Source organism: Rosistilla oblonga (genome assembly GCF_007751715.1).
In the GTDB taxonomy this organism is placed as follows: domain Bacteria; phylum Planctomycetota; class Planctomycetia; order Pirellulales; family Pirellulaceae; genus Rosistilla; species Rosistilla oblonga.
The window spans coordinates 2,346,667-2,361,988 of sequence record NZ_CP036292.1; the positions used below are offsets into that span (position 1 = coordinate 2,346,667).

General features: G+C 59.1%; 11 protein-coding genes. 6 read left to right on the forward strand and 5 right to left on the reverse strand.

The genetic code is table 11. From position 1 onward, the window contains the following. Positions 1 to 247 precede the first annotated feature (247 nt). From CA51_RS08350 to CA51_RS08365, 4 genes are all read left to right on the forward strand, one after another. On the forward strand, positions 248 to 2,380 hold the full coding sequence (locus tag CA51_RS08350) for a vWA domain-containing protein (protein WP_231746068.1): 2,133 nt from the start codon (positions 248 to 250) through the stop codon (positions 2,378 to 2,380). A gap of 47 nt (positions 2,381 to 2,427) precedes the next feature. Then, positions 2,428 to 2,790 (forward strand): nucleotide pyrophosphohydrolase, encoded by a 363-nt coding sequence (locus CA51_RS08355; protein WP_145119551.1) that lies wholly within the window; start codon positions 2,428 to 2,430, stop codon positions 2,788 to 2,790. A 319-nt stretch (positions 2,791 to 3,109) separates the two neighbouring features. Then, complete coding sequence (locus CA51_RS08360; protein WP_145119553.1) at positions 3,110 to 5,788, forward strand: hypothetical protein; 2,679 nt, start codon at positions 3,110 to 3,112, stop codon at positions 5,786 to 5,788. Between the two features lie 181 nt (positions 5,789 to 5,969). Continuing rightward, entirely contained in the window at positions 5,970 to 6,551 is a 582-nt protein-coding gene (locus CA51_RS08365) for a hypothetical protein (protein WP_145119555.1), read from the forward strand. 20 nt (positions 6,552 to 6,571) lie between these two features. Here the strand turns inward: CA51_RS08365 and CA51_RS08370 are convergent, their stop codons facing one another. The 3 genes from CA51_RS08370 to CA51_RS08380 all read right to left on the reverse strand — a co-directional run bounded on the left by CA51_RS08370 (position 6,572) and on the right by CA51_RS08380 (position 9,395). Continuing rightward, positions 6,572 to 7,036, reverse strand: a complete 465-nt coding sequence (locus CA51_RS08370) for a DUF1569 domain-containing protein (protein WP_145119557.1) — start codon at positions 7,034 to 7,036, stop codon at positions 6,572 to 6,574. A 33-nt stretch (positions 7,037 to 7,069) separates the two neighbouring features. After that, positions 7,070 to 8,764: a flagellar hook-associated protein FlgK gene (gene flgK, locus CA51_RS08375; RefSeq protein WP_145119559.1), complete on the reverse strand. Its 1,695-nt coding sequence runs from the start codon at positions 8,762 to 8,764 to the stop codon at positions 7,070 to 7,072. 148 nt (positions 8,765 to 8,912) lie between these two features. Then, positions 8,913 to 9,395 (reverse strand): hypothetical protein, encoded by a 483-nt coding sequence (locus CA51_RS08380; protein ID WP_145119562.1) that lies wholly within the window; start codon positions 9,393 to 9,395, stop codon positions 8,913 to 8,915. A 277-nt stretch (positions 9,396 to 9,672) separates the two neighbouring features. Between CA51_RS08380 and CA51_RS08385 the strand changes: the two genes are divergently transcribed. Both CA51_RS08385 and CA51_RS08390 read left to right on the forward strand, forming a co-directional pair. Beyond that, positions 9,673 to 10,644 (forward strand): AAA family ATPase, encoded by a 972-nt coding sequence (locus CA51_RS08385; protein ID WP_145119564.1) that lies wholly within the window; start codon positions 9,673 to 9,675, stop codon positions 10,642 to 10,644. Continuing rightward, a complete protein-coding gene (locus CA51_RS08390; RefSeq protein WP_145119566.1) occupies positions 10,641 to 12,002 on the forward strand; it encodes a DUF58 domain-containing protein in 1,362 nt (453 codons plus the stop codon). Before CA51_RS08385 ends, CA51_RS08390 begins: the two co-directional genes overlap by 4 nt. Before the next feature lie 43 nt (positions 12,003 to 12,045). On the opposite strand, the gene CA51_RS08395 is transcribed toward CA51_RS08390, so the two are convergent. Both CA51_RS08395 and CA51_RS08400 read right to left on the reverse strand, forming a co-directional pair. Then, positions 12,046 to 13,320 (reverse strand): OmpP1/FadL family transporter, encoded by a 1,275-nt coding sequence (locus CA51_RS08395; RefSeq protein WP_420821477.1) that lies wholly within the window; start codon positions 13,318 to 13,320, stop codon positions 12,046 to 12,048. A 213-nt stretch (positions 13,321 to 13,533) separates the two neighbouring features. Then, the gene (locus CA51_RS08400; RefSeq protein WP_231746070.1) at positions 13,534 to 14,910 is read right to left on the reverse strand and encodes an SAM-dependent methyltransferase; all 1,377 of its coding nucleotides are present in this window, start codon (positions 14,908 to 14,910) and stop codon (positions 13,534 to 13,536) included. Between the last annotated feature and the right edge of the window lie 412 nt (positions 14,911 to 15,322).

The window sequence follows — 15,322 nt, forward strand, 5'->3', positions numbered from 1 at the left end:
CAGGTTCCCACGCAGAGCGTCGCTCGCGGGAACGGAGCACTAGTAGACGACAAACGATTGATTTATATCGGTTTATCGACGAAAATACAGCTGGTCGTCGTCTGTCGCAACGCGAAGACGTGGAATTGCCACTGTCGACTCGATATGCTGACGACGGGCAACTGCGCAGCGGATCGATGCCGCCAACGCCGTTTCGCGCCGCGCCGATGGATTCGTGCGCTCTCACTTCACTGAGGAACAAGACCTTATGTCGATCGACATCAGCCCCTCTGCCGTACCGACCGATGCCGTTGCCGGCCCGCAGTCCTCCGCCAATCGCTCCGAAGCGATGGAGCGTGAGCGGCTCGACGCAATCGCCGAACAGGCCGAGTACGAAGCGGAGGACTACGACGACGAGGAGGATGAGGACGAGAGTTGGTTCGACGATGAATCGATAGCGTTTGTCGCCAGCTTGATGGCCCACATGGGGATCGTTCTGTTCCTCGCTCTGGCAACCTTCTCCCCCCACTTCGATCCCGAAGCGATCGTGATCGTTTCGCCGATGCGAGACGTCGCCGAAGACAAGATCCATTCGATCGAAGAGATCGTCGCCAGCGAAGTCCCTCAAGAACAGATCGGTTCGAACGCCGATTCGCTCGAGAGTGCGATCGCGATGGCGACGGCTCAAACGTTTGCCGAAACCGCTCAGATCCCAAGCCCGATGGATATGACGCCGCAGAAGCTGGCGACGATCGATCTGAACAACTTCTTCACCGAACCAGTCGCTCCGCTGCAAGCGATGGTCAATAAGAAGGGGAGCGTCGGGGAAGGGCACAATGGCGCCAAAGGAGCCGTCGATCGGTTGACCTTCGAAATTCTGCAATCGATGGAAGAACGCCCGACGCTTGTCGTGTGGGTCTTCGATCAAAGCGGATCGCTGCATCGCCAACGCCAAGAGATCCGCGATCGGTTCGATAAGATCTACGAGGAACTGGGGATCATTTCCAGCCAAGAAGAGAAATCGGGCAAGCGGAAGAACGCCAGCGAGATCCCGCTGCTGACCTCGATCGTCGGCTTCGGCAAAGACGTCAGCCTGTTGACCGAGGAACCGACCGACAACCTGCAGGTCATCAAAGATACAGTCAACAACATCGAAGTCGATTCCAGCGGTGTCGAACGGGCGTTTTCCGCCGTCTACATGGCCGCCAACGAATTCAAGAAGTATCGCGTCAAACGGGGGGCCGAAGGGCCGCTGCGAAACGTGATGTTAGTCGTCGTGACCGACGAGCGAGGCGACGATCAAGAGGGACTCGAAACGACGATCGATCTGTGCCGTCGCTACGGCATGCCAGTCTACGTGATCGGATCCCCCGCTCCGTTCGGCCGCGAACACTCGCTGGTCAAATACGTCGACCCCGATCCGAAGTATGACCAATCCCCTCAATGGGCCCAGGTCGATGCGGGCCCCGAGAGTGTGATGCCCGAACGGGTAAAGATCGGCTACACCGGAAATTACCAAGAGGAGCCGGTGATCGATTCAGGCTTTGGGCCGTTCGCTCTGACCCGATTGAGCTATGAAACTGGGGGGATCTATTTTTCGGTCCACCCCAACCGAAACGTCAACAAACGGATTCGCAAGAAAGAGACCGAAGCGTTTTCGGCGCAGATCGATTACTTCTTCGACTCCAACACGATGGCTCGCTATCGCCCCGACTACGTATCCCCCGAGGAATACGTCCGTCAGGTGCGGGCAAGCGCCTTGCGAACCGCTCTGACAACGGCAGCCAAAGACACACAACTGGAAACTCTACAAGCTCCCAAGACGCGTTTCGTCAAACGGGGCGATGCTCAACTGGCGACCGAACTGGGCGACGCTCAGAAGTCGGCGGCGGTGATCGAACCGCAACTGGTTCGAATGGCAGGGATCTTGGCAGAGGGGTTGAAAGACCGCGACGAGGAGATGAGCCCCCGCTGGCGAGCCGGTTTCGATCTGGCTTACGGGCGGGTGCTGGCCCACAAGGTGCGGACCGAAACCTACAACGCGATGCTCGCCAAGGCGAAGCGTGGAATGGCTTTCGAAAAGGAAAAGAACAACACCTGGATCTTGGAAGCGGCCGATGAGGTCAGCGTCGGCAGCAAGTGGGAACGCGAGGCGGAAAAGGCCCGCGAACTGCTCAGCGGCGTGATCGCCGAACACCCGGGAACCCCCTGGGCGTTGTTGGCCAAGACCGAGCTGGAGACGCCGATCGGATGGAAGTGGGTCGAGAAATACACCGACCTCAATCCACCAGCTCGCACCGGCGGGAACAACAATAATAACAACAACATGACCGCGGCTCGCGACGACGAGAAGCGGATGTTGAAGAAACCGGCTCCCAAGCGTCCGCTCCCCAAGCTGTAATCGCCCCCCCTGCTACCACTCTCGGACCGCCAGCGATCGATCGCCTTATGAATGATGCCGAAACCTCTGTCGCGGAACTGCGAGCGGTTATCGAACGTTTTGTCGCTGAACGGGATTGGCAACAATTTCATACGCCTAAAAATCTAACGATGTCGCTGTCGGTCGAAGTGGCCGAATTGATGGAACATTTTCAGTGGCGAACGCCGGAAGAATCCGCAGCGATTGCCCAAGACCCCGAACTGTTAACCGAAGTCGCCCACGAGATGGCCGACGTCGCTTGCTATCTGCTGGCTCTCTCATCCAGCCTCGGGGTCGATCTCAGCAGCGCGATCGAGGCGAAGATGGTGCTCAATCGCAAGAAATACCCTGCCGAAAAAAGCAGCGGCCAGTGGGCTCCCCCCAAGGCGTGAGTTGCATTCCACCAGCGTTTTCATTGCTATCCCGGCGCGGATTATGACGGCGGTACCGATCTAATTGGATTTCATCCTTGCATCCGTCCGATCGATGATCAGGAAAGGATCGTTGCGGTTGGGGTCATCCCCGAACGCAAAAATTCAAGGACGATGGCTTTAGCAAGGAGTGCGGGGCATGGGCCCATTACGGAAATTCCGGATCATCTTTTGGCCGACGGCAGCGTCGGCCGCAGTGATCGGATTATTGTGCGTTTTCGAACGTGACCAGATGGAACCGAGCATCGCGCCGGTGGTCCGATCGGCTTCGACCCGTCCAATGCCTCGTCCCTGGACGATCGTCGACGAGGAGCCGCAACCGGGCCCCCGAGTCGCTTGGACCGGCCCCTCTTTGAGTCGCGAACCGTTCTCGCGGCGCGAGCTGTCGTATCCGTTCCCGCCCAACAGCGGAGAGAGCGTCACGCTGGTACCGCAGCAACCGATCGATTTCCCGATCGTCCAAAAACCACAATACGATGAACCGGTCGTAATCGAAACGGTGGAGAGTCCGATCGAACCGGCCGCGGTGCCATCCTCGGCGCTCGCCTTCCAAGACCACCATGCTCCTTCGGTGCTGTTGACCGATAAGATCGACCACGGTCTGGTCGAAGCGGCGCTGGAACCTTCGGCCACCGTAGAGTTCCGCGATGACGCTCCGCTGGCAACGCTTGCGGCACCGGTGGTGAACGTCAAAGATGAATTGGCGGGGCTGCCCGATCCACAATCGTTTGAAGATCCGTTCGCCGCGCTCCAGCTGAGCAGCAACCGCGTCGACCTGCCGCGCCGCGCTATCGAAACGCCCGATCCCTCGCCGTCGCTGCCGCCATCGCCGACGACGATCCCGACTCCGAGTCAATCAAAGCCGTCGTCCCCTTCGATCGCCAGCCCGATCGAACGTACTCCCGTGACGCAACAGCCTAGCGAATGGCCGAAGACGCCTGCCCTGGACGCTCAACTGGCAGCCGTCCAACAGACCGGTCCGCAGGGAAGTCAGTGGAGCCAACAAGTTCGCGAAACGCTGCAACGGCTGCGCGAAGAGCCTAAGCTTGGCACCGCGGAATCGGGACATTTGATCGCCGACCTTCACTCGCTGGCCGAGCAGGGTTACCAGATGGTCGACGACAAAGACCTGACGATGCACCGCAACTGGGTCGCGGCGGCGTACGCTGTCCAACGCCGCGCCGACATCTGGTACGCGGTTTGGAACAACTTGCACGCTGCGGCGAGTGGCGAGCGCCACCCGCGGCCCGAGGCAAAAGCGAACGTCTTGAATTTGGTAGCCGATCTGCGCGAACAGATTCGTCCGACTCGCGATGCCGCCGACTGGGCGACGTTCTTGATGCTCGACGAGATCGAAGCGGCGAGCCTGGGGAACACGACCGATGCCCAACGTCGGTTGATCGCTCAACGCTACCTATCGCGTGTCGACTACACCGAACTCAACGAAGCTCAAACCGAATGGCTGCAGGAATCGGCTTGCCGCGAACTGGGCGAAACGATTCGATCGTGGGCTCATGGACCGGTCGATTACGTTGCTCTGTTGGATCAGATCGAAGTTCAAGAGACCGACACGCTCGACCGCGATGGCGGACGCGTCGCTGCCACGATGCAGACGCTGCGATTTGCGAACAGCCAACCGGCTTACGCGATCGCCGAAGCGATCAACCGCCACTACCGCAACGCCAACCTACGAGTATCGATCTCGTCGGCGATGCTGAACCGCATGTTGCCCGAAGTCCCGACGAAGACGCAACCGATCCGCGACCGCGTGTTGGGTGCATCGGTGATGGGGACCAGCCACGCCAAGGCCGATCTGCATGTCCGTCTGGAACCGTCGGACTCCGCTTGGCAGATCCGACTTCGCAGCGAGGGTACGATCGACACCGAGACCTGGAGCTCGCAGGGCCCCGCGAAACTGAAACATGTCGGCAACGCCAACTTTGAAGCGGGAACATTGATTCGCGTCGATCGCAGCGGCGTCGATATCGATCGCCCCAGTGTCGAAGTCGATGCGGACACTCAACTCCGCCGGCTGCGTACTCAATACGATGGCTTCCCCGTCCTCGGACCGTTGGTTCGCGAGTATGTGAAATCGCGGCACGACGATGCGCGTCCCTACGCCCAACGCTACAGCGAACGGCGGATGCGATCGCAGATCGAAAACCAGTTGACCGAATCGCTGAAGGAACAGATCGACCAAGCGGAGCAGGCCTTTTCGTCGCGTCTGATCGGCCCCTTGGCGATGCTTGGTCTGTCGCCAACCGTTGTCGATCTGTCGACGACCGAAGAACGTCTGACCGTCCGATACCGCCTGTCGGGCGACTGGCAATTGGCTGCCTTTACGCCGCGACCTCGCGCACCGACGCACTGCATGATGAGCGTGCAGATGCACCAATCGACGCTCAACAATGCAATGGCGCGGCTGGCACCCCAGGGAAACGCGGTGCTCGTCGATTCGGCGATCCGCGAAACGATGCAGGTGTTCGGATTTGAAGGCCGCAAAGCGACTGAGGAACTGCCCGACGACGTGCGGATTCAGTTCACCAGCAGCCGCCCGGTGACCGTTGAAATTCACGAGGGCCGATTGGATCTGACGATGCGAATCATCCGACTCGATCAAACCGACGGGATCTCGCTGCGGAACTTTATCGTCAAAGCTTCGTATATCCCGCACATCGATGGCCTGCGTCCGGCGCTTGTTCGCGACGGGCACTTGAACATCAGCGGTCCTCGATTGAGCATGGGAGATCGCGTCGCGGTGCGAACGATCTTCAATAAGGTGCTCTCACCGAATCGGTCGTTGGAGTTGACCAGCGAGCAGTTGCGAAATCATCCCGCGATGGAAGGCCTGGCGATCACCCAGTTCGAACTTCGCGACGGATGGATCGGATTTGCGATCGGCGACGAAGCCAATTACATGGCCGAAGCCGCACTTTACTCGCAGCCGGTGAAACGATAACGCTGCGATCTGCTATCATCGGAAACGCGCTGCGGCCGCACCAAGTGTGAGCCGCAGTTTTTCCGTTATCCCGGCAGTTCGACATCTTCCCAACCTTGGCGTGATCTCGCGACCGCCCCCAGGAAGCTGCAACGTGCCGGGTTCGCCATTTCCCTCTTGCTCCGATGACCGTGCCGCGCCGATGACTCTGATTGAACCAAACACCTCCACCGAACTGACCGCTGGCGATCCGAACACCCTGGGGCTGGCACTGCGACTGGTCTGGCAGGAGGATCGTTTTGGGCACGCGATCGAACTATTGCGCGGCGGAAAACGGACGCTGTTGCTGGAAACTCTCGCCGATTCCGCGGCGGTTCCATGGCCAGCCAACCCGCCGTTGCAACAGGCCTCATTGGAAACGATCGACGGCCGTTTGGCGATCCTCGGCGTCGGCTTGGCCGGCACCAGCCACTGGAGCATCAGCATGGAGACGCTTGCGGGCGACAGCCAAGGCCTGCGGATCGATTGCGCCTGTCGCTGCACCTCGCTCCCCGAATCGTTGGGCAGCGGATACCGTTGGGCGGAAGGAGTCGACTTTCAAACCGACGCCTTTGCCGGGATCTTGTTTCGCGCCGGCGAAGCCTGTGTACAAATCGCCCCCGACGATCAACAAACCGTTGCCACCTGCAGCAGTGACGATCGGGTCTGCGAAATTCGCCCCGAGAGTCTCGGCGAGGGGAACGCTCACACCATCCGCTGGTGTTACCAAATCCTGTTGATGTGATCCAACCGGCCGGATCCCGATCAGGATTCCTCGTCGGGAACTAAGAAGCTGAGATGATGGGCGGCGTGAATCCACATGAATTCGCGCCAATCGTCGGCGGACAGACCGTCCAACAGCGCGTATTCTTTCAGCGAACCGTTGAACTCTCCCGCTCGCCGAATCGTGGCGATGCAGTGATCGATGACATCGTAATCGTCGCGATCGCTTGACGCCGGCGGCCGCAAGACCGGCAACGTCGGCGTGCCACTCAACAACTTGCGTTTCTTGAGCGCGTAACCGAAGCCCCATTTGACGACGGTCCGCCGCAAGATCCAAGGCAATCGAAATCCAAAGCCGTCCATCCCGCCGGTCATCGTTGCATCCAGATGCTGGCAGACCTGCGTCAGGTTCCAACGTTTCGTTTTAGTGTAACCGACAGCTCGCAGGTGCTCGATATCGGCGATCACCTCAGCGGCGTTATGCAGGTCGAGCGTTCGGCGTTTCAAAACAAGGTCTCATGGTTGCGAGGCAACGGAGCATTAGAGCGAGACCAACAGTTCCAACATCTCGGTCGCGGTGGAGATGACGCGTGAACTCGCCTGAAACGCTCGTTGCAAGTAGACCATCTTAACCGCTTCCTCGTCGATGTTAACACTGGTCACCGACAGATAATCCCCTTCGAGCGCCGAGTGGTAGGTCCGCAGGCCATCGGTCACGCTCTGTTGGATCGCAGCCCCTTGCGTGATCGTGGTGACCAAGCGTTGGTAGCGATCGCGGACCGAGATGTTCCCCAGCTCGGGCAACGGTTTTTCGAACAAGTCGACCAAATCGGTGAGATGGTCGGCATCGGTCCCGATCCCCTCGGCACTGATCGCCAAATACTCGGGCGATTCGAGCAGTTTTTCGGAGATGTTCAGCGAGGCGGCATCGTTGCCAGTGAAAAACGTGTTGATCCCCGCGGCTGCTAGAAAGCCGCTGGTATCGTTGCCAAATCCAAACTTCACACCCGGCGTCGTCGCGGAGATCGTCAGATGCCCGTCGGGTGTGATGCTGCCCTGAACGCCATCGATGGCGCTGATCTGAGCAGCGACATCGGCCAGCGTGGTCCCGTTGCCATTGCTGAACAGATCGATGTCGATCCGGTGTGATGACAACGGTTCATTTGTCTCGCCGAACAGCTGCAATTCGAAGGAGCCGTTTTCGGGAGTGAAATCGAGCCCGGCCTGATCCAACGAGACGTCCGGCGTCACGCCAACGACGGATGTTAGATCGGTAAAACCTGCGGTTCCCTTGCCCTGCGAATGGATCCGGTTGAACGATTCGGCAATCCCCGCGGCGATCGAATCGAGATCGGAGATGAACTTTCCGTAGATCCCTTCGCGAGCCTCCGAGATGCCCCCCAGCTTTCCGCCGTTGATCTGCAACGGCGCATTGGTTTCGACGATTCGAATCTCCGAAGCGCTGGTCGGATCCTTGCTGACGTTGGTGCTGTAGACGTCGCGGGAGATCCCGTCGGTGACCAAAAAGTCGCCGCCGACGAAGACCGCCACCGCACCGGACGCTTGTTCCTGGCTGTCGATATCGAGATATCCGGAAAGTTCGTTGAGCGCCATTTCGCGTTCATCGCGCAAACCAGTCGCATCGCTCCCCAGCGTGCGTCCCCCTTCGATATCGACGATCTTGCGATTCAACGATGCGATCTTGCTGGTCAAGATATTGACCTGTTCGATGTCCGCGGAATAGCTGGCGTCGGCGGCATCCGCCAATTGACTTGCTCCGTCGTTCAAACGACGCACATGGTCGGCCAGCGTTTGCCCCTCGAGAATCACCTGTTGCTTCAGCGCGTAATCGCCCGGCTGGTTGGCGAGATCGTGAAGGCTGGAATTAAACGACGACAACTGGGTGCTCAGGTCGGCGTCTCCCAGTTCGTTGACCAGCGCTTCCAACTGCGTCTGGGCCGATCCCAAAGTATCGTTGGCCGCCAACGCCGACGTTGCGTCGCGCAACCGCTCCGCCAACGCATTGTCCAGCGTCTGCCTGATCCCAACGGGGCGCACGCCGCTGCCGATCAATAGATCGCCCTGGCGGTTGGCCAGCCCAGGCGCTTGAACCAATTCCTGGCGGATGTAGCCAGGGGTGTTGGCGTTGGCAATGTTATTGCCCACAACCTGCAGCCCAAGTTGGGCGACGTTGAGTCCGCTTACCGATTTGTTGATCGCAGAGATTAGCGACATGGCGATTGTTTCGCGAGTTGAGTTACGGTGGCACGGCGTCGCGGCGCGACGTGTTTATGCCAAGCTTGGATACCTGCCGGCGGGCCACCAATGTCCCACCGACTTGCGACCGATGGCTGTGGCAAACGATCGATCGCTCTGCCGACGCTCACGCGGCGCGGTCCAAAAAGCTGCCGCCGGTATCGTCGTCCGCCGCATCGTAGGTGATCGGTTTTGCCGACACACCCGACATCAACCGCAGCAATTCTTCGGTCACGCTGGTCAGATGATATTGACCGACAAACAAACTGATAGCTTTCTGGTGGATCCCGCGCAACTCGCTGCTGATCAGCGTGCAGCGTTTGGCTAATTCGTTGGCCCGCGGATGTTCGATCGTCCCCAAGGCGGACTGCAAATTGGCCGGTGCGGTATCGGCAGCGTCGGGAAATTCGACCAACAACGCCTCGCGTTGACTCAATTGCTGCTCGAGCACGCGCAACAGGCTGCCTAATTTTGCACACGCGCTGTTGATCTCTTCGCTGTCCGCTTTCCGCGTCGCTTGCTCCAACCCGACCAGCGTCCCAGCGAGCGCATCGGAGGTCTCGTTGAGCTGCTGCAAATAGGTGTCGACATGATCCATCCAGTTCAGCATGAAACTAACCTTTCGCTAGGATTGCGATCCCTCGAAATGCGGGGACCCGTCTGCGCCGCCCGTTTTAGCTGCGCAACCGGTTCTGCTTCTCTCATCCTTAGTTTTCGGTTGTCACGCCGACGAGGGTCCAACGATTCATACCCGGGAAAGCTGTAGAAGTCGAAGAATTCCGCGATAGCAAACGTATCGCATTCACTGCCGATCTAGGCCACAATAGGGCCACCGACCCTGTGTTTCCATTGTCCGCCGCTCCGTTCTTGGGCCCTCCCGATCCATCATGCCGCAACCTACATCGCCCAATGTGACGGAAGTTACCGAGCTTTCCAAAAAGATCATCAGCAACGTCGAACAAGCGATCGTCGGCAAGCGGAAACAATTGGTGCTGTCGCTGGTCGCCTGGTTCTCCAGCGGACATATCCTCTTGGAAGATGTGCCGGGCGTGGCCAAGACGATGTTGGCCCGAGCGCTGGCCAAAAGCGTCGGCTGCAAATTCAAACGCGTTCAATGCACCCCCGACCTGCTCCCTTCGGACATCTCCGGAACGTCGATCTTCAATCAGAAGAGCGGCGAGTTTGAGTTTCGCAAAGGGCCGCTGTTCACCCAGTTGTTCCTAGCCGATGAGATCAACCGCGCCACGCCGCGGACTCAGGCGGCGTTGTTGGAAGCGATGGCCGAATCACGAGTCACCGTCGACGGGACGACCTATCAACTGGAGGCTCCGTTTTTAGTTGTCGCGACTCAAAACCCGGTCGATCACGAGGGAACGTTTCCGCTGCCCGAAGCTCAACTGGATCGCTTTCTGATGCGTTTCTCGCTCGGCTATCCGTCGTTGGAAGAAGAGTTGCGGATGCTGGAATTGTTGCAGGTCCAACATCCGATCGACGGACTCAAGCCGGTCGCGACGGCGCAACAACTGGTCGCCTGCCAAACCGCGGTGCGACATGTGCATGTCGACCGCTTGGTCCGCGAGTACATCTTGCAAATCGTACACGACACCCGCGAACACGAAGACCTTGCGTTGGGAGCGTCGCCGCGTGCGACGATCGCTTTGTTCCGCTGCGCCCAAGCGATGGCGGCGATCCGCGGCCGCAGCTTTGTGCAGCCCGATGACGTCAAACGGATCGTCGGCCCGGTGATGAATCACCGCATCATCGTCCGCCCCGAAAGCCGGCTGAGGAAGATCACTGCCGAAAAGGTGATGGAATCGATCCTCGGTGAGATCGCCGTCCCAACGGTCGGCGAAGCATGAACGCCGCAGCCCCGCCCGCCGATTCACGCCAAGCGGCGTCCGAGGGTTCCTCTAAATGGATCGCACTCGGCGCGGCGGTGCTGTTGGTCGGGATGCTGTTTGGTTCATCGCTGCTGCTGTACACCGCTTACAGCGCGATCGCAGTCGTTGCCGTCAGCCGCTGGTTGACCAACGCATGGTCGGCCGCGCCGAGGGCGCACCGTGTCAGCGGCCCGCTGGAAGCGGAGATTGGCCAAGTCGTGCCGATCGAGATCGAGATTCAAAACACCGGGAAGGTCTTGATCCCCTGGCTGTTAGCCGAAGATCTGTTGCCCCGCGACGCGTTGCTCTATAAGGTTCCCGCGCTGCAGATCGAAGGCGATCGAATTCGCGTCATCTCGCTATCCGCTGGCGAGACCGACACGATCCGCTACGAAATCAAATGCAATCGCCGCGGGTACTATCAGATCGGACCGACGGTCTTGGAGACCGGGGACCTGATGGGGCTGAACCGTCGCTACCGCGTCGGCGCGGTACCGCAGTATCTGCTTGTGATGCCACGCGTTGTTCCCTTGCACGGTTACGACATTCAATCGCGTCGCCCGATCGGCGAGATCCGCATGTCGCATCCGTTGATGGACGACCCAACGCGAATCGTCGGTATCCGCCAATGGCAGCCCGGCGATCCGATGCGACGCGTCCACTGGTCGGCGACCGCCCGCACCGGGGAACTGCACAGCAAGATCTACGAAGCGTCGTCGATCGCCGGAGCGACGCTGGTGATCGATCTCCATCGCGACACCAATCCGCGGCAGCACGAACCGGTCCGCAGCGAGTTGGCGATCACGCTGGCCGCATCGATCAGCAACGCACTGTACCAGATGAATCAGCCGTTCGGTTTGGTCTCCAACGGACGCGACGCCGCCGACCGCATCCGGACCGAAGGTTTTATGACCGATTACCGGACTCGCGATGCCGCCACGCAGCATCTGAAAATGCATGAGGTCGACGCGCACCTGAAACCAGTCTGTCTGTCGGCTCAGCGCGGCCCGGTCCATTATCGCGACGTCCATCGGATGTTGGCGCGGCTGGAGATCACCGACGGGCTGAATTTGTCGCAGACCTTTTTAGAAGTCGAATCGCGGTTGTCTCGCGATACGACGCTGATCGTGATCGTGCAGAAATGCGACTCCAGCACCGCTGAGGTGCTAGCCGGATTCAAACGCCGTGGATGGGCGGTGACCGCGATCATCAACACCTTCGAAGTCGATGACTATAGCAAAGCGGCGGGCCCGCTGGTCGCCAGCGGGATCGCCGTCATGCAGTTGCGCGACGAAGCCTCGCTGGCGATGATCTGCCGCGCTCTGGTCGAACGCTAAACGCGGCGACATCGCGTCGCTGGTTGTTGCCGCGCGACGCTGTTTACTGCCGCATCAAGATACCGAAACTCAACACGTCGGCCGACATCTCATTGGTCACCGACGATCCGGGGATCGCTCCAACGCCGGGCAGCACGATCGGGCCGGTTCGCGAGTTCTCGAAGAAGTGCGAATAAGCAATGTTCAGCGCCAGCATCTCGTTCAACTTGTACGATCCACCGACACTCAACGTGTGTTCGTAGATCAGCGGCGTCGCGACGTTATAAAACGACTCGCTCTCGCGGACCGGATTTTGGTTGTACGAATACCCGCCGCGAATGAAGGCGCGGTCGCCGATAGCTCGCTGAGCACCAAACGCAACGGCCATCACGCTGCTCCAATCGAGACCGTTTAAACGCCCGGTGGCATCGTAGGTGGCGGGATCGCCGAAGCCGTCCGCGTTGGCATAATCGATGTAGCGGAGATCGACCGCCAGCAGCCATTTATCGAACCCGGCATAAGCGGTCCCCAACGACAGGATCATCGGAAGATCGATGTGGGCGCTCAATTCTCGTGGCGCTCCGGTTTCATCCTCTCCGTAGAATTCAAACTCTTCCATCCACGAGGGGCTTTTGAACGAGGCCCCGAAACGCCAGTCTTCGTTGGGAATGAAATAGACGCCCGCTTGCAAGCCGCCACCCCAGTGATACCGACTGGATCGACCCGACGAATAGGTTAAATCGGAGTTGGCCGAACCAAACACAAACGGTTCCAAGCCCACCTGGCCGCTCGTGATCACGGGGCCGCCGCCGATCGAGATCCGATCGGTCAGAGCGTAGGAGATGACCGGCGCGATCTGCAGGAACGAGGCCTCGGAGCTAACCCGGCCCAGCCCCGTCGGTTGACGCGACATGACCGGATTGGTCGGATCCGATTGCACGTTGGTCTTGAAGCCGGCGACTGCGTTGACGCTCAAGCCGAGGCTGACGGGCGAGTTCTCCAGATGATGAACCCAACCGATGTTAGGGATTGGAAACGTCCCGGGTTCGGCTTCCGTGGAACCGCTGAACGGCCCAATGGTCGAATCGACGCGGTGCTGCGTGAACAACAGGTCCATGCCGACTTCCAGCTCACCATGTTCCATTCCACTGATGGTTGCCGGATTCCAATAGAGTGCACCAAGCGCACTGATCGGCGCAGCGGTTGATGCGCCTCCCATACCCCGATGAACTGGGCCTGCTGATGATACAATTGCCCCTTGACCAAAACAAACACCTGTTGTGCCCAGCAACAGGAACATGCCTTGGACAAACCTTACGCAACGATGAAGTGTTGCCATAACTGCTGCCCCCCAATATCGACAAGAGAACGAATCCAATCTTCGTTCGGTCTTTGACAGCCTTATCGACGCTCAACGATAGCGACCGTTCACGATATGCAGTAAATGCAGTTACTTTGCGGAAGTCCCCCTGCAGCGTTTCGGGGTCTGGCAACCGATGATGGCAACGGCACGGCTGACGACGCGTCGAGTCGTCGCCTCAACGCGATCGCATTAGCGCGGATTTGTCGGCCGACCGCCAAACGCGACTGCAAACTGATACTCCGATAACAGCGAATCGTCCGATTCCAGATACTCACCCGACGGAGTTGTTTGCGTCTTGCCGAATCCGCAGCTCTCCATCACTTCGGACGGCTGATCACAGCCGAAGATGAAGCGTTCACCAAGCTCATCCATCCCCTCGAGAAACTTAGCGACCTCGGGGTGCTGCGACGTTCCATCGACGACGCAGCGAGTGACAAAGTCGCACCAGATGCGACTGTCTCGATGCCCCAACAATTGGCTGGCGGATGTAAGAATCCGGCGGTTCTCCGCGGGGCTGAAGTACATCGAACAGCCTTCGTAGACGATGACCGTTGGCAATTCGGGATCGAAATCGGGATGCTCCAACAACAGGCTGGCGATGTCGTCTCGCTTGAAGTCGGCGGCGACCATCCGGCGTCGGACGTCGGGGCGATCTTTCATCTGAGAGATTACCCGCGTTCGCTCTTCGAGCATCTCCGGTAGATCCAACTCGAAATAGGTCGGCTTGGGCCCCTCGGCGAACAACCGGAACGGACGCATGTCCAATCCCGCCCCGAGGATCACCACCTGTTTCAAGTTATCGACGGCGTCGATCGTTTGGTCGATGTGGCCGGTTCTCGCCAGGACCATATCTTGCAGCTGGGGCAAGACGCGACACAGCCGATTCGCCAACAGTTCGCCATGTGGTCCCGCGGCAACGCGTTCGTGCCCCGAATCGAGTCGCAGGCGATCGTTTTGCGAAGAGGATCGCAGACCGGCGATCATCCGCGCCGACGATTTCAGTTTGTGCTTGTACAGCGGAGAGATCTGCGGCTGCGCTTCGGTGGGCCGCAACTGGATCGAAGGCTGCGCGAAGTATTTCATCTCCGCTTCGGCGACGACATCACCGTTGGCGGTGAAGACGACCGGCAGGGTGACCAAGACTCGTTTCCCCGCGAAATAACGCTGGCGAACCTTCGTGGCAAGCTTTTCGGGAATCTCGCAGAAACCACGCACATGTCCCGTGCTGGGGATTCGGTATTTGACATCCATCGAAGCCAGCCACAGCGACGCCGAATCCTCTTCGTGACACGGGTGAACGCCGACGACGGGCACGCCGCGCAACAGCGCCGCCAACGCGATACCACCGGTGTAATCGGCAGACAACGAAATCAACGCGGCTTGATGCGTACCGTGCTGATTCGTCGACGCAAAGCTGAGCGGCAACTCGGTCGCGCACATCCCTTCGCGGACCTCGGTGATCCGCCAATCGATCGCTTTCAAAACCGGGACCGCTTCATGTAACAAGCTTGTCACCAAGCCTGGGTTCATTCGGGTCTCGTAGTCCTGCTCCCAAGAAATGGACATCGGCCCCAGCTGTGAACTCACCATCTTCCAACCTCAATATCGATCCAAAAAGACAAGATGCAAATGGTTCGAAGCTCTAAGCGTGTGCCTCTGCTTCGTGCAAATCGATGCTAGTTAGATCGCCACTAAAAGCTTCCGGTGGGTGAGAGTTTGCGGAAAATACTCCCTTGCAAATCGCAGATCGCAGAAATCCAGCCGCAAAACCCACCCCTCTGGAACGCCGACACGGGCCATAGGTCCATAGGCTTTGTCGGTGGCGCCGTTTTTTTACAACGATCGCCATAGCAACGGTTACCTGGGTAGACACCGCGCCGCATCGCAGATGCGTCACAACTTGGACTCAGCAAGCAACGGCATCGGCGGTTGGAAAACTTTTTTTCGAAGCTGCCGCGTTTAGAACCTAAGCTTCCTT